Genomic DNA, 18,864 nt, shown 5'->3' on the forward strand with positions numbered 1-18,864 from the left:
TTCTATAGATGGGGATGATTAGGATTTTTTCAAGACGGCGCCGAGAATTTTTGCCGTGATATCCACCACCGGAATCACACGCTCGTAATTCATGCGGGTGGGGCCGATGACTCCCAAGACACCAACCACCTCTTCATTAACCTGGTAGGGGGCGGTAACCACTGAACAGCCATTGAGCAGTTGGTACCCTGACTCCTCGCCAATAAAAATCTGTACCCCTTCGGCATCAAGGAACTGATCCAGTAGGTGTAATATCTCTCTTTTTTCCGTGAAGGCATCGAACAACTTGCGTAACTGCTCAAGACCGGAGAGCTCCTCAAACTCCATCAGATTTGTCTGACCGGCGATGACAAAGTCCTCTTTGGATTCACTGGCATTGACCAACTCACCTGCCATGGTCAGTGCCTGGGTCATGACCTGGTCAAAATGATCCCGCGCCTCATTCAGCTGCTGCAATACCCGCTGACGCACCATTTCCATATCGTGCCCGGCGAAGGATTTGTTGAGGAAATTGGCCGCCTGATCCAGTTCAGCGCGGGTGAAATCCCGGTGGGTGTGCAGAATCCGGTTATGTACCTCGCCATCTTCAGTGACCAGGATTGCCAGCACCCGACGATCGGAGAGAGGCAGAAACTCAATCTGGCGAAAGTTGTTTTTGTCCCGGCGGATCAAGGTCACCACACCTGCCATATGGGTGACGCCGGAAAGCAGTTTGGAAGCGGATTTCAACACATCACCGCTCCCTTCACCGCCCAGCAGGAGTTCCTTTCGAATCTTCTCAACCTCTTGCTTGTTCAGGTTTTGCACCGTCAACAAGGAGTCGATGAACATCCGATATCCGGTTATGGTGGGTATCCTGCCGGCAGAGGTGTGGGGGGATGAGACCAGACCCATCTCCTCCAGGTCCGCCATCACATTGCGGATCGTGGCAGGACTCAGATCAAGACCGGTATCTTTTGCCAGGGTGCGCGAACCCACCGGCTGTCCATCGCGGATATAGCGCTCGATCAGCGCTTTCAGAAAGTGCTGGGCGCGCTCATTCACAACGGTATCGCTAACCGACTTCTTCTCCACCTGAGGGAATCTCCGGAATGGTTGTTAGCACTCTATTTAATCGAGTGCCAATTAATGGAAAGCTAGCAACTCGCTTCTGCCTAGTCAAGCACTATGATGCAGCGGATGGGATGCTTGGATTGCCCTAATCAGCATGCTAACGTTGGATATTCAAGGGGATTCAATACCACACAGCATGCATAAACGCTTCCAAAAGATCGGCTTAATCGGCAAGCACGGCGACCCGATGGTGAAAGAGACGCTGCTAAGGCTCTACGATTTTCTCCTATCTCAACAGCGGGAGGTCGTATTTGAAGAGGCCACCTGTCGCCTGCTGAAAGGTAAACCTCTCACCAGCGTGCCACAAATTGAACTGGCCACCCACAGCGACCTGGTCATCGTGGTGGGTGGTGACGGTACGCTGTTGCATGCAGCCCGGGTACTTGCCAGCCAGAATATTCCCTTACTGGGCATTAATTTAGGCCGTCTTGGATTTCTGGTTGACCTGTCACCCGACCAGATGACGAGCCGGCTTGAGGAGATTCTGAACGGTCAATATGAGCAGGAGTGCCGTTTCCTGCTCGAAGTCAGCATGGGAGACGAATCCTCATCCCGACAGAAGATCCTCGCATTCAACGACGTGGTGTTGCACAAGTGGAATATCGCCCGCATGATCGAGTTCGAGACCTATGTGGATGATCAACTGGTCAACGACCAGCGCTCAGACGGACTCATCGTCTCCACCCCGACCGGTTCCACTGCCTACGCGCTCTCCGGCGGCGGCCCCCTGCTCTATCCCACACTGAATGCCGTAGTGATGGTGCCCATCTGCCCCCACACCCTGAGTAATCGTCCGATCGTGGTTGATGGAGACAGCACGATTGAAATCCACCTCCATCCGGCCCACGCCGAGGATGTACAGATCACCTGCGACGGCCAGGCAACTTTTCCCGCGATGCCCGGCGAGGTGATCCGGATTCGCAAGGCTGAGGCGCAGGTACGCCTGATTCATCCCCAAGGCTACGACTATTACAGTATTCTGCGAGCCAAATTAGGCTGGTCGGAAAACCCAAAAAATAATCGATGCTGATAGAGATTCAGGTCCGTAATCTGGCGATAGTCTCCAGTATGGAGCTGGAACTGCAGGACGGCTTGACCGCGCTCACCGGTGAAACAGGGGCCGGCAAGTCCATATTGATCGATGCCTTGGGGCTGGCTTTGGGCGAGCGTGCGGATAACAACCTGATCAGAGCCGACAGTGATCGCACCGAAGTAACCGCTGTCTTCGACTTAACCAGCCTTCCGGAGGCGACCGAATGGCTGCGGCAACAGGAGCTGGATGAAGCGGACGAGTGCATCTTACGCCGCAGCCTCAATCGGCAGGGACCCTCCAAGGCCTATATCAACGGCCGCACCGTTCCCCTGCAACAGTTACAGGAGTTAGGCGCTCATCTGGTGGAGATACATGGCCAGCATGCCCACCAATCCCTGCTCAAGAGCAGCCATCAACGCAGACTACTGGATGCCTATGGCGGACTTCTGGAACTGGCACAACAAGTGGCCCAGCAGTATCGGCGCTATGAAACGGAACTAAACAACCTCAATACCCTGACCGCCTCGGCAGAGGAACGGGCATCCCGTCTGGACCTGCTGAGGTACCAGGCGAATGAATTGCAGCGCCTCGATCTCTCCAGTGACGAATGGGGCAACCTGGAGCAGGAACACAGGCGCATGAGTCACCAGGAACAATTGGGCGACACCTGCAGGGCCATTATCAACGGCCTGGATGAAGAGCAGCAGGCCATACGCAGCAGGCTAGCCAGCTATGTGGAGCATCTCAGCGAAGCGGCGCAACTGGATGAGTCCCTCAACGAGCCGCAGCAGATGCTCGACAGTGCCTTGATCCAGGTGGATGAAACCTTAACTTCTCTGCGTAACTATCTGAATGACATGGAACTCGATTCCGCCGGCCTGCAGCAAGTGGAGGAGCGAATAACGACGATTCACGATATGGCGCGCAAATATAGAGTCAAACCGGAACAGCTGACAGACAAACAATCGGAGATCGAGCAGGCCCTGAAACAACTGGAAAACAGTGAGGTTGAACTGGCCGATCTGACCCAGGTCGTGGAGCAACAACGGGCTGCCTATCTGGGACTGGCAAAGGAACTCAGCACAAAACGCACAACGGTCGCAGAGCGCCTGAGTGACGAGATTACCCAGGCGATGCAGAAACTGGGGATGCCGGGAGGTATTTTCAAGGTATCGCTGCAGACCCTGGAGCTGGATCAGGCCAATGCCCATGGCTTCGAACAGGTGGCATTCATGGTATCCGCCAATCCCGGCATGCCGCTACAGCCATTGAGCAAAGTCGCATCCGGTGGCGAGTTATCCCGGATCAGCCTCGCCATCCAGGTCGCAACCATCCGTTACGGTTCAACCCCCACCCTGATATTCGATGAAGTGGATGTGGGTATTGGGGGTGGTGTCGCGGAGATAGTGGGTCAAATGTTACGCACCCTTGCCGCCAATCGGCAGATCCTCTGTGTCACCCATCTGCCTCAGGTCGCCGCGCAGGCCATGCACCATTTCCAGGTGCAGAAGACAACCCAGAAAAAGACCACCTGGACCGCGATAGCAAAACTACAGGAGGAGGAGCGGATTCAGGAGATCGCGCGCATGCTTGGCGGGGTACAGATCACGGAACAGACCCTGGCCCACGCCCAAGAGATGATCAATCTGGCATCCAGCCCCAACTAGGGCCTGTTGACATTTTTACCCCAGCTATTCAGGAAATAAATGAACGTTGGTAGGCGCCTGACGGTTGTCTTTCGTAGTAGCGGCAGGGATGCCGCGTAAGCCCCGTCACGTCAGGAAGTCGTGTTGGGGCGTCGAAGAAAGACAACCGTCAGGCGCCGACGTGTAGATAAAATACTTGTTGGTTGCGGATGAAAACTAGCGCTTCATCCCACGCTGCACTTGGGATTGCTGCAGTGGCCATAGATAATCAGCGAGTGGTCCACCATCTCGAAGCCATGCTGTTTGGCTATCTCCCGCTGCCTTTTCTCGATTGTGGGGTCGATAAACTCCTCCACCTTGCCGCAGACCACGCAGACCATATGGTCGTGATGCCCTCCCCGGTCCAGTTCAAAAACCGCGTGGCCGCCTTCAAAATTGTGACGTGTGACTAAACCAGCGCTCTCAAACTGGGTCAAAACCCTGTATACCGTAGCCAGGCCGATCTCCTCACCCTTGTCCAGGAGCATTTTATAGACGTCTTCCGCGCTGACATGGCGTTGATTGCAGTTCTCAAGCAGCTCCAGGATCTTGACCCTGGGAAGCGTGACCTTGAGTCCGGCTTTGCGAATATCTTGGTTATCCATCCAAGTTCTCTCCAGCCTCTAAAAACGGGGCTGCTGAATAGCTGTGAATGAGTTACTATTGCGATTGATTCTAGATTGTACTTGTAATGAAAAAGATTCTCATCATCATTTTAACACTCCTGCCCCTGCTCACTGGCTGCAGTTCCTGGGAGGATTTCTCCCTGGTCCACTCACCGGACATCGAGCAAGGCAATATCATCACGCCTGAGATGGTTGCCCTGCTGGAACCCGGCATGAGTAAACGCCAGGTACGCTTCGCCCTCGGTAGTCCGATGTTGATCGACGTCTTCCATCAACAGCGCTGGGATTATCTATTCAGCGTCAAACGGCGCAACGAACCCATGGAGATCAAGCGCTACAGTCTCTATTTTGATGGCGATCGTCTGGCCCGTTTCGGTGGAGAGATCGAGCCCGCCACAGACATCGATTCCAGCCAGGAGAAAAAAGAGCTGCTGGTCAGCGTGCCCGACTATGATGGTGATCTGGGGATATTGGAAAGACTCTGGTATTCCCTGGGATTCGGTAAGGACGATTAGTCTGAGGTCTGCGGGCAGCCACTACTTTTTTTCTCCACCACCTTTACGCATCGTCTTCCCCTCCGCGGCACGCTTCTTACGCGCCTCTTTCGGGTCGGCGATCAAGGGCCGGTAGATCTCCACCCGATCACCCTCTGCCAGCAGAGCATCTAGTTTTGCAGCCTTGCCGAAGATGCCGATCTTGTTGGCGCTGAGATCTATCTCCGGAAACCGCTCCAGGATTCCAGAGGCCTCAATGGCCTGTTTCGCGGTTAACGGCTCGGCCGACTCGACCGTCAATAGGGCCTGCTCATCAAGCCTGCCGAAAGCAACTTCAAATCTCATTTGGTACCCACTCCATAGACCTCGTCGGCACGTTTACAGAAGGCATCCACCAGGGTATTGGCAACCTGACTGAAAACACGGCCGAAAGCGGCATCGATCAATTTTCCCGCAAACTCGAACTCCAGCAACAGCTCCACCTTGCAGGCCCCGGGCTGCAACTCGGTAAATTGCCAGCCACCGTGCAGTTTGCTAAACGGGCCTTCGAGTAACTCAATATCCATCCTCTCGTTTTCCACCAGTTGGTTACAGGTGGCAAAGCGTTGTCGAATGCCTATCCGGGAGACCTCGAGTTCACCACAGAGTTTTTCCCCGGTATGGGATAGCAAGCGGCTGTCGCTGCACCAGGGCAGAAAATCCGGATAGGATTCGAAATCACAGACCAGATCATACATCTCTTTCGCCGAGTGGAGCACCAGCGCACTCTTTTTGACCACCGGCACCTTCAGATTATTCCTATGGCATGGAGAAAGACCACGATCACCGCGAAGGGTGAAATGTATCGAATCAGATTCCACCAGACCTGGTAAGCCATAGGCCGCATTGCAAACTCATCCTTGCTGGACTCCTTCTTCATCAACCAACCGCTGAATAGGGCTATCAGTAAACCACCCAGGGGCAGCATAATGTTGGCTGTCAGGTAATCGAGCAGATCAAAGAAGGTCTTATCGAAGATTTTGAAATCCGACCAGATATTGAAGGAGAAGACCGTGCCAAGCCCCAGAATCCATGTCACCAGTCCCAACCATACAGCGGCCCTGATGCGGGTCATCTCGCGGTTCTCCACCAGCCAGGCGACTGCCGGTTCGATTAGGGAGATAGCCGAGCTCCAGGCTGCAAATACCAGCAGGACGAAGAAGAGGGTGCCGAAAAACTGCCCCCCGGGCATGGCGCCAAAGGCAATCGGCAGGGTCTGAAAGATCAATCCCGGACCGGCTCCCGGCTCCAAACCGTTGGCGAACACGATGGGGAATATGGCCATCCCGGCCACCAGCGCCACCAGGGTATCGAGCAGGCCGATCAGGATCGCCGAGCCGGCAATCGAGGACTTTTTCGGCATATATGAGCCATACACCATGATCGCCCCCATACCCAGGCTGAGGGTGAAAAAGGCATGTCCCATGGCGACCAGTATCGGACTGCCGCTTACCTCACACTGCTCCAAACCATCCACAACCTCGCAGCTATGCAGCAATTTATAGAAGTCCGGGGTAAACAGAAAATCGAGACCCTGTATAAAATAGCCGGTATTCATGGCATAGCCGACCAGCACAACCAACAAAACAAACAGCGCTGGCATCAGGTAGGTCACCGCTTTTTCCAGACCGGCCTTGACCCCCTTGGCCACCACGAACATGGTCATCAGCATAAACAGCGTATGCCAGGCCATGAGCCGCTCGGGATCCCCGACCAAGCCATTGAACAGGCTCTGAACGCCCCCAGCATCCACTCCCTCGAATACCCCCGAGGCCGCCCTGACCACATAAGCCAGCGCCCATCCGGCTATCACGCTGTAGTAGGAGAGGATCAAAAAACCGGCCAATACACCACTCCATCCCACCAACGACCACTCCCTGCTGGCACCCTCTTCCTCACTCAGGGCGGTCATGGTGTTGATCGGGCTCTGCCTGCCCCGCCGACCGAGCATGATCTCCGCCATCATTATGGGGATACCGACGACCGCGATACACAGCAGATAGATGATGACGAAGGCGCCACCACCGTTTTCACCGGTGATATAGGGAAACTTCCAGACATTACCCAAGCCAACGGCCGAGCCGGTTGCGGCAAGAATGAATATCAGTCTCGAGGACCATTGACCATGGATGGATTGTCTTTCAGCCATGAAACCCGCCTTCTATATCGGATAACGCATCAACACCATGCTGTAAGCATGAAAGTCGACCATTTTCCGTAAAATACCCCCGTTTAACAAGCCGCCTCTGGTGAGAAGCTCCTGAGGCGATTAAAATGGTCGGATGGCCAAAAAATCGAAAAAGAAAAATGCCGGCGGCGCCACGATTGCGTTAAACAAAAAAGCCAACCACGACTTTTTTATCGAAGATCGCTATGAGGCAGGCATTGCCCTGCAGGGTTGGGAGGTGAAAAGCCTGCGTGACGGACGGGCGCAAATCAAGGAGAGCTACGTCACCCTCAAAGATGGCGAGGCCTTCCTGTTCGGCGCCCACATCGTCCCCCTCAGCACCGCCTCCACCCATGTCCACCCCGACCCAACCCGTACCCGCAAGCTGCTGCTGCATCGCAGTGAGCTGAACAAACTGATCGGCCTGGTGGAACGCAAGGGCTACACCCTGGTTCCCACCGCCATGTATTGGAAAAAGGGCATGGCAAAACTGGAGATCGGGCTCGCCAAGGGTAAAAAGATGCACGACAAGCGTGCCAGCGATAAGGATCGTGACTGGAAACGGGAGAAGGAACGCCTGTTCAAGAAGGGCTAGTGGTAAGGAACCAACCACTCACCTATAATGTCTATTCACTTACCGTTTTGGGGGCGACGTAGGCTTCGACGGGGGTTGCAAAACCTATAGTGCATGCCGAGGGGCAGAGTACCTCGTAAAACCAACTGCAAACTTATAGTTGCCAACGACGACAACTACGCACTCGCTGCTTAATACCCAGTAGGGTGCCGTCTGACTGGAGCCGTGCCTATGCGTCCAGCTTTTCAGGCGTCATATCTCATGGGATCGCATTGAAGCTCGTCCGGGGCGGATATGTTAAAACCTTACCGGGATCGCTTGTCGCATACCCTGCCCATCGGGTAGTGACCGGTTAAACATAATAGATAGGGCTAAGCATGTAGAACTCTAGGTGGAGGACTCGCGGACGGCGGTTCAAATCCGCCCGCCTCCACCAAATTCCATATTGTTATGCTGATGATGATAGGCACACCCCGCTTTACCCATCCTGCATAAATTTCTCCGACAGATGAAATCTGTCGACCGTACAGCAAACGGGACTGTACGATGCGACGTCCAGGGATTGTGCCTCAATGATGAGTGATCAGCACATTATCCATCTTGTTCACATCAAGAAAACGCTGATACATGCGAATCATCTCTCGGTCATGCTCGTTGACCGGCGGGGTGTGTTCTGAGATCTTCTTTTTATAGTAATCGCGTCGATCATCGGAAGAGATAGTGAAGAGCTTTACGAAATTCATATTCGCCTCCAGGTAGCCTGTTATAGCCCACTATGCGGGAATTAAACTACCTAAAGAAGCTTAAGAGTTGCTGAAGATCCAATCTCGGTGTTGTGGTAAAAAAGGATTTTTGTGATTTATTTCACAAATTGGTACTGGCTGAAATATACCCAACCAGGTCAGCAGTTGTCCCTGCCGTACTCATCCGAAAAACGCACGATATCGTCCTCCCCCAGGTAACTACCGGTCTGCACCTCGACGATCTCCAGGGGAATCAAACCAGGATTGGTCAATCGATGCTTGGTGCCTAAAGGGATATACACCGACTGATCCTCTGTCAGCATGATCTCCTTCTCACCCTTGGTGATTTGCGCCGTTCCCTTCACCACCACCCAGTGCTCGGCCCGATGATGGTGTTGCTGCAGCGAGAGACTGGCGCCGGGATTGACCACGATACGCTTGACCTTGAATCGATCACACTCATCGACCGTTTCATAATTGCCCCATGGCCGATAGACCCGGACATGACTGATGTGTTCACATCTTCCTGAGGATTTCAGCTCCTCGACGATCTCTTTAACATCCTGCACATGGGCCTTGTCCGCCACCAATACCGCGTCGGCTGTTTCAACCACGATAAGGTTATCCAGGCCGACCCCGGCGATCATACGATTTTCACTGCGCAAATAGCTGTTACTGACCCCTTTTATCAAGACATCCCCTTGCACCACATTGCCGCCGTTGCCCTCCTCCACAGTGACATCCGCCAAAGCCGACCAGGAGCCAACATCACTCCAACCGGCATCCATGGGAACAACCACCGATTTCTCTGTCTTCTCCATCACCGCGTAATCGATCGACTCCGAGGGACAGGCGGTGAACGCCTCCTTATCGAGACGCAGAAAATCCATGTCGGATTTGATTAACTCACAGGCCTTGCCGGCGGCCTGCAGGATTTCTGGATGGAACTGTTTGAGTTCCTGCAGATAGGCATCGGCCCGGAATACGAACATCCCGCTGTTCCAATAGAAATCACCAGAATCGAGATAGGTTTGCGCCGTTTCCAGGTCGGGTTTCTCAACGAACTCAGCCACGGGGAATACCCCGGGTGATATGGAGTTCGTCTGTTTACGGATATAACCGTAACCAGTCTCCGGTTTATCCGGCACTATGCCGAAGGTGACCAGGCTACCGTCAGCGACGCTGTCGAGGCCTTGTAACATGGTCGCAACAAATTTTTCATTATCCCTTATCACATGATCGGAAGGGGTTACCAGCAACACTGCGTCCTGGTTCAGGGACAGGGCATGCAAGGCGGCACAGGCGATGGCCGGCGCGGTATTCCTACCCACCGGCTCCAGCATGATACCCAGTGAATCCCTATCGAGTTGGCGCATCTGTTCGGCAACCATAAACCGATGTTCTTCATTACATACAATCAGTGCGTCCCCCGCCTCAGGTATATCGGATATACGCTGCAGGGTTTGCTGGAACAGGGATTTCTCATCCGTAAGCGGAATAAACTGTTTGGGATAGGCGCTTCTTGAGAGGGGCCACAGCCGGGTTCCCGATCCACCTGATAATATGACAGGGACAATCATTTTGTTCTCCAACCCTCAAGTAGGTTAATACAGACTCTATTCATCTCTTGTGCTCGCGCCTCACTCACAGATTCAGTATAACAGCGCATTTCCGGCGCGTTTCCCGATGGCCGCAAGTGTACGATATCACCCTCGGCAAAGGTGATACGAACACCATCGGTATGATCGATGTTTGCAACCCGGCCAAAAACCTTATTGAACTCATGCTCAACGGCCCGCCCATCTTCAGTTGGGTCACCGGTCTGAAAACGGGCCAACATGCGCTGGCTGAGCTGCGTGGGAAATGCCTTTAACCGATCACTATAGGTAAAGCGTGGCGGAAGTTGGCGCACCAGCTCAGATATACTCAGACCCTGGCCCCTGGCATGCATCAGAATGGCCAAAATCACAATCACGGCATCCCGTGTCGGCAAGGGATCGAGTTCGCTCCCATTCAACAGCAGCCGATCAGCGGTGAGAAATCCACCATTGGCCTCATAGCCTGCCACCGCGGTCCGACCCTGCTGCAGCAGTGACTGCATCCCCTCGATTACGAAAGGGGAGCCTATTCGGGTACGTATCACGCCGGCAAATTTATCCGACAACTCCAGCGCACTGTTACAGCTCACCGGGGTTACAATCCAACGGGCATTGAGATAGTCGGCACACAGGATACCGGCCACATCGCCACGCAGCCATTGGCCTCGCTCATCGCTGATCAGGGGACGATCGCCATCCCCATCGGTGGAAACAATACTATCCAGATTGTGCGCCTGGGACCATTCGCTGGCCAGGGTGACATCCTCGGGCCTGATGGCTTCCGTGTCCACGGGTACAAAGGTATCGGAAAAACCCAAGCGGACGACCTTTGCTCCCACAGCTTCCAGGATCTCCGCCAGGATTGAACGCGCCACACCGGAGTGTTCATAGACACCGATGCTGACACCTGACAGGGCATCGCTCCCTATGCAGTCCAGGTAGCGTCTAATATAGAGTGCCCTGGCCCCACCATCTGCTGCCGGTAATTGTGGGGACTCTGAAAAGGCCTCCCCATCAAATAGAGTCTCATCAAGCTCAATCCGTTGTTGACGAATCCCCGCTTCATCCTGTTTGAGAATCTCACCATCCGGTCTGTTGAATTTGATACCGTTGCGGTCATCCGGGATGTGGCTGCCGGTGACCATGATGGTTGCAATACCCTGCTTCAGACCGAACAGCGCCACTGCCGGCGAGGGTATAAAGCCACAATTAATCGGGGTGTATCCACACTCAATGATCGCTTTGCAGACAGCGGCCATTATGCGCGGTGTACTTGGACGAAGATCACCGGCGAAGGCAACGGCATCGCCCTTCTCAATCAACCCTGCTGCATGAAGATAATCAAGAAATGCATGAGTGTAGGCAAAACAGACCCGGTCTGTCATGGCTTCCACCAGACCACGGGCCCCACTGGTACCGAACTTCACACCCGATTGTTCCATCAGTGTGGCGATAGATAGGTTATTCATATTCATTGCAATCGATGGCTACTCAGTCTGATTGAGAACACGAGTAAGGAATTTTAGGTGATTTTCAGGGATATGGGATAGGTAATCTGTGGTCTGTGCTACTTCTCGTTGTAGTATTTTTTAAACAGCAATTTTGCCGATTCGCGGTTAAAGTCGGTTATTTTCTGCTTGTTCGCATCGGCGACATGTTGTTGCCCGGATGCCATGGATGGTTGTTGGTCATCCGATGAATAATCTACAGCAGCGCGCTTGTCTTTCAACACCTTGACCATCACCCCATTGTCTAGAACCGGTTTCTGATCGGCAAAACCATACACAAGCGCGGTATCGCAGAGGGTGTTGATGACACGAGGTATGCCACCGCTGGCCTGGTAAATGAGATTTATGGCCTTTCTGGTAAAAAGCGGCTTGTCGCGTCCCGCCAAAATGAGACGTTGAAATATATAGAATCGCGTCTCATCAGCATCGAGTGCACTAAGATGGAAGTCCACCGAAATACGTTGTTGAAACTGGAGTAGGTCCCTATGTCTGAGTAGCTCCCGGAGCTGCGGCTGTCCTACCAGGACTATCTGCAAAACCTGGTGCTTGTCTGCATTGATGTTGGATAGCAGACGCAACTCTTCCAGGACTTCAGGTTGAAGATTCTGCGCTTCATCGATGATCAGTACAGTGCGCTTGTTATTGGCATATTGATCGATGAGGAACTGGGTGAAGAGATCGTAAAGGCCTACCTTTTGCGTTTCCCTGTAATCCAGGTTGAATGCGTAGAGTAACCACTGCAACAGCTCACCCATTTCGTGATGACTGCTGCTGACGAGTCCGACCGTGATATCATCATCCAGCCGGTTGAGCAGATGGCGAATCAGCGTCGTCTTACCGCTACCCACTTCTCCTGTGACCACGGTGAAACCGGCCTGGCTGACCAGACCATACTCCAATGCTGTATAAGCCGCGCTGTGCTTTTTCCCTAAAACTAGAAAATCCGGATCCGGGAGCAAGCTGAATGGCTTCTCGGTTAATCCGTAAAACTTCTCATACATCCGTTTCGCAACCCCTGTCCATACCATTTGCCACCAAGCTGTGGTCGGCCCATTGTCTCATGCCATGACAATCCCGGGCAATGATTTAAATATATTGGGACGATCCCGATACTGTAGAATAAGGTTATGATTTTATGAATTATTCAACCAATCTACAAACATCGGGGGGATTTAGCGCATGAGGCGGTGGTAGGGACTCCCTAATGGCCGCTCAGCTTGCCCGATCGGCCATGCACTGCTGCAATGAGTCCTTCCAGTCAGGTAGCTGCAGGCCGAATGTTCTTTTCAGTTTTGTGTTGTCGAGCACAGAATAGGCTGGACGTTTCGCGGGGGTCGGATACTCAGCCGTTGGTATCGGCTGAAGCTTGCATGTGTCTCCCATCAGTTCCAGGATCCTGGTAGCAAATCCGTACCAACTGGTTACACCGGCAGCGGTCAGGTGGTAGGTTCCCAAGGGTGGAGCTGATTCATCGGTAGCCATGCCCAGTTGATGCACGATCTGTGCGGTTGCCTCTGCAATCATGCGGCTCCAGGTAGGCGCGCCGACCTGGTCATCCACCACCGAAAGCTGTCCCTTCTCCCTGAACAGACGCATCATGGTCAGCATGAAATTGTTGCCATGGTTACCGTATACCCAGCTGGTTCGAAGTACCAGGGCATCGGCACCTGTCGCCAGCAGGCGCTGCTCTCCCTCCAGCTTGGTTTGACCGTAGACACTCAGCGGTGATGTCTCATCCTCCTCCTTGTAGGGCTGGTCCCTATCGCCGGAGAAGACAAAATCGGTTGAATAGTGGATCACCGTCGCGCCCAGCTCTGCAGCCAGTTGGCCGAGCAGTTCCGGGGCATCCGCATTCAGCCGACGGGAGAGATCAACCTCGGTCTCAGCCTTGTCCACCGCGGTATGGGCAGCCGCATTGATAATGAAGTCTGGGCGTGCCTGTCGCACAGTTGCAGCCACGGCATCCCTATCCAGGAGATCCAGTGGCAATCCCCCCTGTCCGCTCAGGGTTGTGTTGACAACCTCGCTTATGACACTCAGGGTACGCTGCAACTCCCAACCCACCTGGCCATCGCTACCCAGCAGCAGCACCTTAGGGTTGCTCGCTGTCACGCCGTTGCATCCTCGGTGGATTCATAACAGGGCAAACGTTCAACTGGGATTTCCCTCAACAGAGGCGCATCACGATCCTTTTCCGCAAGGACGGGATTCAGCGGCGCCGGCCACTCGATACCGATTTGCGGATCATCCCAACGGATTGAAAACTGGGTTTCCGGATGATAGTAGTCGGTACATTTATAGGTAAAGATCGCCTCTTCACTCAATACCAGATAGCCATGGGCAAACCCGGCCGGCACATAGAGTTGCTGAAAATTCGTTTCCGACAAATTGAGACCCACCCATTGACCGAACCAGGGTGATCCATGCCGCACATCCACGGCCACATCGAAAACCTCGCCACGGATAACCTGAACCAGCTTACCCTGGCCATGGGGATTCTGGATATGCAGGCCGCGCAGCACACCCTTTTGCGAAAACGCCTGGTTATCCTGTACAAATCCATCGGGTATGCCCAGTTGCCGGTAACGCTCAGCCGACCAGCTCTCCATGAACCATCCCCGTTGATCACCGAAACGCTGGGGCGTCAGTAACAGCACATCAGGTATATTTGTGGGTGTCACTAGCATGGCTATCTCTTTCTCTCACACAAGCTGAGCAGGTATTGTCCATAGCCATTCTTGCTGAGTGCGTCACCCATCTGCTTCAACGCCGAGATATCGATCCACTCATTGATGAATGCTATCTCTTCGGGACAGGCGATCTTCAAACCCTGGCGCAATTCAATGGTCTCGATAAAGTTACTCGCTTGAATAAGACTTTCATGGGTGCCGGTATCCAACCAGGCGATGCCGCGTCCCATCTTCTCCAACTGCAGCGACCCCTGTTCGAGATAGAGCCTGTTGAGATCGGTTATCTCCAACTCACCTCGCGCGGATGGCTTCAGCGAAGCCGCCAGTTCAGTGACCTGCTCGTCGTAAAAATAGAGTCCGGTCACCGCATAGTTGGATTTCGGTTCAGCCGGCTTCTCTTCGATTCCAATCACCTGGCCCTGCTGATCAAACTCCACCACGCCATAGCGCTCCGGATCCTTCACCCAGTAACCGAAGACGGTCGCCCCGGAAGTCATCGAAGCGGCGTGCTTGAGTGAGTCCACCAGGCCCTGCCCATAGTAGATGTTGTCGCCAAGAATCAGACAGCAGGGCTCACCTGCAATGAATTCCCTGCCAATGATAAAGGCCTGGGCCAAACCGCCGGGTTCCGGTTGGACGGCATACTCGATGCTCAAACCCCACTGACTCCCATCACCCAGCAGCCCTTTGAACAGGGCGGCGTCCTGGGGTGTGGTAATGATCAGAATCTCTCGAATACCCGCCAGCATGAGTGTGGTCAGCGGATAGTAGATCATCGGCTTGTCATACACGGGTAGCAGTTGTTTCGAGATGGTGAGCGTAAGCGGGTGCAGACGGGTACCCGATCCACCGGCGAGAATAATGCCCTTTTCAACCTTTTTGTGTGACATTATCCCTGCCCCAACCGCTCACCGCGGTAACTGCCATCCATCACCCTTTGACACCAGGTCTCGTTGCTGAGATACCAGGTGACGGTCTTTCTCAGACCGGTGGCAAAGGTCTCATCCGGCGTCCATCCCAACTCATGTTCCAGCTTTGTAGCATCGATGGCATAGCGCTGATCGTGACCTGGTCGGTCTTTGACAAATTTTTTCAATCGATTATGCGGCTTAAAGGGTGAATCAGGCACCATCTCGTCCAATAGGGAACAGAGCATGTCAATCACCTCGAGATTGCTCATTTCGTTATTGCCGCCCACGTTGTAGACCTCACCCGGCCTACCCGCCTCGAGCACCCGCCAGATGGCACTGCAATGATCCTCCACATAGAGCCAATCCCGAACATTACTGCCATCCCCATATATCGGCAACGCCTCCCCGGCAAGCGCCTTTTGTATGAATAGCGGTATCAACTTTTCAGGGAATTGGTAGGGGCCGTAGTTGTTGGAACAGTTAGTGGTGAGCACCGGCAGGCCATAGGTGTGATGCCAGGCCCGCACCAGATGGTCTGAAGCCGCCTTGGAAGCAGAATAGGGTGAGTTCGGCGCATAGGGGGTGGTTTCAGTAAACATACCTTCGTCGCCCAGGGAGCCGTATACCTCATCCGTGGAGACATGCAGGAAGCGAAACGCCTCCGCCTCATCCGGCGGCAACCCAGCCCAGTAGGCCCGGGCGCATTCCAGCAGGTTAAAGGTGCCGCCGATATTTGTATCGATGAATTCGGCCGGTCCGTCTATGGAACGGTCCACATGGCTTTCTGCGGCAAAGTTTACAATTGCCGTCGGTCTGAAGCGCTCGAATAGACCCGTGATCAACTCCCTGTCCTGGATCTGTCCCTCTACGAATTGGTGCCTGGGATCCTCCATGATTGTCTGGAGCGTATCCAGGTTGCCCGCATAGGTGAGTGCATCGAGATTCACCACCTGAATAGCCTCCTTGGTCAGCAGGTGATGTACGAAATTTCCACCTATGAAACCGGCTCCTCCGGTCACAATTATCGTCTGCATTCTATATTTGCCAATAAATACAATTAGTTAGGCTAAATGCCCAGAGAGTATCAAAGCGGCATTATACAGAGTGTGGGCATTGCTAACACAATGTTTTTTTTGATAATTATTATTTGCGATCGGAATAGTACCCATAGTGGGCAGTATCCGGATAATTATTGAATCTTCGACAGCAGGGCCTTGGCATCCTCGATGCCATCAAAGGGCTTCTCTGCAGCCAATGCGGTGCTGATATGCTGCTTGGCACTCTCCATCTTGCCCTGTTGGTAATAGGCGATCCCGAGGTGATAATCGATGTCCGGGAGCCCTGAGCCTTTTCTTGCCGCCCGCTGCAGGATCGGCAGCGCCCTGTCGATCTCGCCCCGCTTGATATGCACCCACCCCAGGGTATCCAGAATGATGGGATTCTCAGACAACTCGAAGCCTTCAACCAACTGCAACGCCTTGTCCAATCCCCCCTGGTCCACTTGGTCCTTGAGTAGAAGCATGGCCAGATTGTTGGAGGCCAGCAGATGCCTAGGGTGTTTTTCCAGGATCTGTTCATAGACCTCAACGGCATCTTGCATGCGCTCGGCACGGGTGTGGTTAATAGCCAGATCGACCCCCAGTACCGGGTCTCCCGTCTTTGCAAAGCCCTCTTTCAACAATCCCATGGCACCATCCCGGTCACCCTTGAGGATGTTGAGTTTTACCAGGTTTCGATAGGGTGCCGCCCATTGGGGGCTTAGGCCCCGGGCCTGATTGAAGGCCTCCTCAGCCGGTTCCCACCGCTGCTGAGACAGAAGCACCTCACCTTTGAGATTCAAGGCGGTAAAGTGTTCGGGATTGGCTTTCACCACCTTCTCGATCCGCTGCAAGGCATCGTTCGGCTTCTTCAAAGTGAACAGCCCCTTGGCCAATCCAACCAGGGCCTCGATGGAGTTGGGCTTCAATTCGAGCACCTGCTCAAAATCCTCGAGACTTGAGACAGCCATGTTGCGGTTCAAGTGGGATACCCCCCGGTAGTAGTAACCAAGGGGATTGTCAGGGTGTTTGCTTACCAATGTGTCGGCGACCTTCCCCAATTCGGCCCAATGCTTGAGCTTTTCCTGGACCATCGCAAGGGCTTGCAGCACCTTGAGATCAGCGGGGGCGAAGCGGCGTAGCTTCTGCAATACCTCAACCGCGTCATCGAACTCCCGGGTGTTGATCAGCAACTGCACCAATTCGAAATTGGCTGCCGCCTCTTCCGGCTGGATCTTGATCGCATCCTCGAGGCTCTGGCGCGCCAGCTCTATCTCCCCCTTCTTCAGATGGGCCCGGGCCTTCAGTCGATGCGCCTTGACATAGATGGGGTGCTCCGCCAACAGGGTGCGCAGATCCGCAATCCCCTTGTCGGGGTCGTCACTCACGAGGGCCAAACCGGCCCGAATCAACAGGGCATCCTTGAATTTGGGATCGGCCTCCAGGACCTCTTCCAACAAGGCTCCCGCTTCTCCGAAGGACTTCTCCTTGATCAGGATGCTCGCCATCAGGGACTTGGCAGTAAGCCCATCCTCCCCAGGACCTGCCAGTTCAATGACATCCCCAAGGGCCTTGTTCGCTTCATCCTTGCGACCCCCGGCCAGGTAGTGTCTCGCCAGTTCGAGTTTCAGTCCGGTTTGCTCCGGGTCATCGTTGGCATACTGCTCCAGGAGGGCCTCTGCCTGATCCATGGCTCCCTGATTTTTATGCAGGGCGATCAGGGCAAGCTTTGCATCCATCTTGTCAGGCAGATCCACAATCGCCTGCTGCAGGACTTCCACAGCCTTTGCGTTCTCCCCCTGCTTTTGCAGATATGTCACAAGGTGCAGCCGGTTTTGCAGATCGTCAGGCTTGGTCCTTATCAGATCAGAGAGGACCTTCACCACCCGGTCGTGCTTGTCGGCTTGGGCATAGAGACGTGCGAGCAGCAGGTAAGAGGCAGCCCTATCGGCATGCTGTTCCAGGGATTCCTCAGCGATGTTAATCGCACGCTCCATCTCACCCTGATCCGCATACAGCGCTGCGAGCAGCGAGGAGGCCTCCACATTGCTCGAATCCGACTCGATGACAGTAAGGACATCACTGATGGCGGCGTCTTTCTCCCCCATCTTTGCCTTGACAAAACCCTTCAGCACCATTGCAGAGGCATCGGTGGGTTTAACCTCCAGTGCCTTGTCGGCGGCAGTGAGGGCCTTCTCGGTTTCGCCGGCCAAAGCGAAGATGGTGCCAAGATGCACCTGTGCATCCACATGCATGGGATCGAGTTCAGTGGCCCGCAAAAAGAGCGCATAGGCCTTGGACCAATTCTCATCCTTCTCCTCAATCTGCCCGAACATGAAATAGGCATCGGCATCCTTCGGATCGATCTGCAACACATTCTTGAATTCCAGGCGCGCCTTGGTGAAGTTACCCTGGTCAAACAGCTCCATGCCTCGATCGAAATATTTTTGTTTGCTCTCCTGCTTGTCCGCACAGGCGGAAACAAGGATCAACGTTAAACTGATGAAAAACAAAAGAGAGAATCTATAGATTGAGAACTGAAAGTTCAGATTGGTCTTCATGCACCTGTCCTAGTTGCGTAGCAACAATCCATCGGTCATACATTCCTGACAGATTATCCAAATTAATACTATTAATTCATAAAAT

Annotated in this window: 18 protein-coding genes and 1 other RNA gene; 5 read left to right on the forward strand and 14 right to left on the reverse strand. The window is 53.8% G+C overall.

All coding sequences use genetic code 11. From position 1 onward, the window contains the following. Positions 1–18 precede the first annotated feature (18 nt). Positions 19–1,074: a heat-inducible transcriptional repressor HrcA gene (gene hrcA, locus R2K28_RS13520; RefSeq protein ID WP_316365110.1), complete on the reverse strand. Its 1,056-nt coding sequence runs from the start codon at positions 1,072–1,074 to the stop codon at positions 19–21. A 175-nt stretch (positions 1,075–1,249) separates the two neighbouring features. Here hrcA and R2K28_RS13525 point away from each other — a divergent pair, with 175 nt between their 5' ends. Continuing rightward, a complete protein-coding gene (locus tag R2K28_RS13525; protein ID WP_316365114.1) occupies positions 1,250–2,143 on the forward strand; it encodes an NAD(+) kinase in 894 nt (297 codons plus the stop codon). After that, on the forward strand, positions 2,137–3,813 hold the full coding sequence (gene recN, locus R2K28_RS13530; RefSeq protein ID WP_316365115.1) for a DNA repair protein RecN: 1,677 nt from the start codon (positions 2,137–2,139) through the stop codon (positions 3,811–3,813). The genes R2K28_RS13525 and recN overlap by 7 nt, the downstream gene beginning before the upstream one ends. 203 nt (positions 3,814–4,016) lie before the next feature. Here recN and fur read toward each other — a convergent pair whose 3' ends face one another. Continuing rightward, complete coding sequence (gene fur / locus R2K28_RS13535) at positions 4,017–4,436, reverse strand: ferric iron uptake transcriptional regulator (protein ID WP_316365117.1); 420 nt, start codon at positions 4,434–4,436, stop codon at positions 4,017–4,019. 86 nt (positions 4,437–4,522) lie between these two features. Between fur and R2K28_RS13540 the strand changes: the two genes are divergently transcribed. Further along, positions 4,523–4,972, forward strand: a complete 450-nt coding sequence (locus tag R2K28_RS13540) for an outer membrane protein assembly factor BamE (RefSeq protein ID WP_316365120.1) — start codon at positions 4,523–4,525, stop codon at positions 4,970–4,972. A gap of 21 nt (positions 4,973–4,993) precedes the next feature. Here the strand turns inward: R2K28_RS13540 and R2K28_RS13545 are convergent, their stop codons facing one another. From R2K28_RS13545 to R2K28_RS13555, 3 genes are read right to left on the reverse strand one after another with little or no spacing between them, the layout of a single operon-like run. Continuing rightward, positions 4,994–5,296, reverse strand: a complete 303-nt coding sequence (locus R2K28_RS13545) for an RnfH family protein (RefSeq protein WP_116446785.1) — start codon at positions 5,294–5,296, stop codon at positions 4,994–4,996. After that, positions 5,293–5,736 (reverse strand): type II toxin-antitoxin system RatA family toxin, encoded by a 444-nt coding sequence (locus R2K28_RS13550; protein WP_316365123.1) that lies wholly within the window; start codon positions 5,734–5,736, stop codon positions 5,293–5,295. The genes R2K28_RS13545 and R2K28_RS13550 overlap by 4 nt, the downstream gene beginning before the upstream one ends. Before the next feature lie 2 nt (positions 5,737–5,738). Further along, entirely contained in the window at positions 5,739–7,139 is a 1,401-nt protein-coding gene (locus R2K28_RS13555; RefSeq protein WP_316365125.1) for a sodium-dependent transporter, read from the reverse strand. Positions 7,140–7,272: 133 nt separating this feature from the next. Here R2K28_RS13555 and smpB point away from each other — a divergent pair, with 133 nt between their 5' ends. Together smpB and ssrA are read left to right on the forward strand one after the other, a co-directional pair. Further along, positions 7,273–7,752 (forward strand): SsrA-binding protein SmpB, encoded by a 480-nt coding sequence (gene smpB / locus R2K28_RS13560; protein ID WP_316365127.1) that lies wholly within the window; start codon positions 7,273–7,275, stop codon positions 7,750–7,752. 49 nt (positions 7,753–7,801) lie between these two features. Further along, positions 7,802–8,167, forward strand: a transfer-messenger RNA (tmRNA) gene (gene ssrA, locus R2K28_RS13565). Between the two features lie 133 nt (positions 8,168–8,300). Here ssrA and R2K28_RS13570 read toward each other — a convergent pair. The 9 genes from R2K28_RS13570 to R2K28_RS13610 all read right to left on the reverse strand — a co-directional run bounded on the left by R2K28_RS13570 (position 8,301) and on the right by R2K28_RS13610 (position 18,779). After that, a complete protein-coding gene (locus R2K28_RS13570; RefSeq protein ID WP_316365130.1) occupies positions 8,301–8,474 on the reverse strand; it encodes a hypothetical protein in 174 nt (57 codons plus the stop codon). 158 nt (positions 8,475–8,632) lie between these two features. Next, positions 8,633–10,054: a mannose-1-phosphate guanylyltransferase/mannose-6-phosphate isomerase gene (locus tag R2K28_RS13575; RefSeq protein ID WP_316365132.1), complete on the reverse strand. Its 1,422-nt coding sequence runs from the start codon at positions 10,052–10,054 to the stop codon at positions 8,633–8,635. Further along, a complete protein-coding gene (locus R2K28_RS13580) occupies positions 10,051–11,541 on the reverse strand; it encodes a phosphomannomutase (RefSeq protein WP_316365134.1) in 1,491 nt (496 codons plus the stop codon). Before R2K28_RS13580 ends, R2K28_RS13575 begins: the two co-directional genes overlap by 4 nt. 98 nt (positions 11,542–11,639) lie before the next feature. Then, entirely contained in the window at positions 11,640–12,581 is a 942-nt protein-coding gene (locus R2K28_RS13585) for an ExeA family protein (protein WP_316365135.1), read from the reverse strand. Between the two features lie 211 nt (positions 12,582–12,792). Further along, positions 12,793–13,692, reverse strand: a complete 900-nt coding sequence (gene rfbD, locus R2K28_RS13590; protein WP_316365137.1) for a dTDP-4-dehydrorhamnose reductase — start codon at positions 13,690–13,692, stop codon at positions 12,793–12,795. After that, positions 13,689–14,267, reverse strand: a complete 579-nt coding sequence (gene rfbC, locus R2K28_RS13595) for a dTDP-4-dehydrorhamnose 3,5-epimerase (RefSeq protein ID WP_316365138.1) — start codon at positions 14,265–14,267, stop codon at positions 13,689–13,691. The genes rfbD and rfbC overlap by 4 nt, the downstream gene beginning before the upstream one ends. A gap of 2 nt (positions 14,268–14,269) precedes the next feature. Continuing rightward, on the reverse strand, positions 14,270–15,160 hold the full coding sequence (gene rfbA, locus R2K28_RS13600; RefSeq protein ID WP_316365141.1) for a glucose-1-phosphate thymidylyltransferase RfbA: 891 nt from the start codon (positions 15,158–15,160) through the stop codon (positions 14,270–14,272). Beyond that, positions 15,160–16,215: a dTDP-glucose 4,6-dehydratase gene (gene rfbB / locus R2K28_RS13605; protein WP_316365143.1), complete on the reverse strand. Its 1,056-nt coding sequence runs from the start codon at positions 16,213–16,215 to the stop codon at positions 15,160–15,162. Before rfbB ends, rfbA begins: the two co-directional genes overlap by 1 nt. Positions 16,216–16,370: 155 nt before the next feature. After that, positions 16,371–18,779, reverse strand: coding sequence for a tetratricopeptide repeat protein (locus R2K28_RS13610; RefSeq protein WP_316365145.1), 2,409 nt, complete (start codon positions 18,777–18,779; stop codon positions 16,371–16,373). Between the last annotated feature and the right edge of the window lie 85 nt (positions 18,780–18,864).

It is taken from the genome of Candidatus Thiodiazotropha sp. CDECU1, assembly GCF_963455295.1.
Classification (GTDB): Bacteria; Pseudomonadota; Gammaproteobacteria; order Chromatiales; family Chromatiaceae; genus Thiodiazotropha.

Excerpts from the sequence above, each read along its gene's own strand:
- R2K28_RS13545 (WP_116446785.1), bottom strand. The coding sequence starts at position 5,296 with ATGAGATTTGAAGTTGCTTTCGGCAGGCTTGATGAGCAGGCCCTATTG.
- R2K28_RS13610 (WP_316365145.1), bottom strand. The coding sequence starts at position 18,779 with ATGAAGACCAATCTGAACTTTCAGTTCTCAATCTATAGATTCTCTCTT.
- rfbC (WP_316365138.1), bottom strand. The coding sequence starts at position 14,267 with ATGCTAGTGACACCCACAAATATACCTGATGTGCTGTTACTGACGCCC.
- R2K28_RS13555 (WP_316365125.1), bottom strand. The coding sequence starts at position 7,139 with ATGGCTGAAAGACAATCCATCCATGGTCAATGGTCCTCGAGACTGATA.
- R2K28_RS13585 (WP_316365135.1), bottom strand. The coding sequence starts at position 12,581 with ATGTATGAGAAGTTTTACGGATTAACCGAGAAGCCATTCAGCTTGCTC.
- R2K28_RS13575 (WP_316365132.1), bottom strand. The coding sequence starts at position 10,054 with ATGATTGTCCCTGTCATATTATCAGGTGGATCGGGAACCCGGCTGTGG.
- rfbA (WP_316365141.1), bottom strand. The coding sequence starts at position 15,160 with ATGTCACACAAAAAGGTTGAAAAGGGCATTATTCTCGCCGGTGGATCG.
- R2K28_RS13525 (WP_316365114.1), top strand. The coding sequence starts at position 1,250 with ATGCATAAACGCTTCCAAAAGATCGGCTTAATCGGCAAGCACGGCGAC.
- recN (WP_316365115.1), top strand. The coding sequence starts at position 2,137 with ATGCTGATAGAGATTCAGGTCCGTAATCTGGCGATAGTCTCCAGTATG.
- fur (WP_316365117.1), bottom strand. The coding sequence starts at position 4,436 with ATGGATAACCAAGATATTCGCAAAGCCGGACTCAAGGTCACGCTTCCC.
- R2K28_RS13570 (WP_316365130.1), bottom strand. The coding sequence starts at position 8,474 with ATGAATTTCGTAAAGCTCTTCACTATCTCTTCCGATGATCGACGCGAT.
- smpB (WP_316365127.1), top strand. The coding sequence starts at position 7,273 with ATGGCCAAAAAATCGAAAAAGAAAAATGCCGGCGGCGCCACGATTGCG.
- R2K28_RS13540 (WP_316365120.1), top strand. The coding sequence starts at position 4,523 with ATGAAAAAGATTCTCATCATCATTTTAACACTCCTGCCCCTGCTCACT.
- R2K28_RS13580 (WP_316365134.1), bottom strand. The coding sequence starts at position 11,541 with ATGAATAACCTATCTATCGCCACACTGATGGAACAATCGGGTGTGAAG.
- rfbB (WP_316365143.1), bottom strand. The coding sequence starts at position 16,215 with ATGCAGACGATAATTGTGACCGGAGGAGCCGGTTTCATAGGTGGAAAT.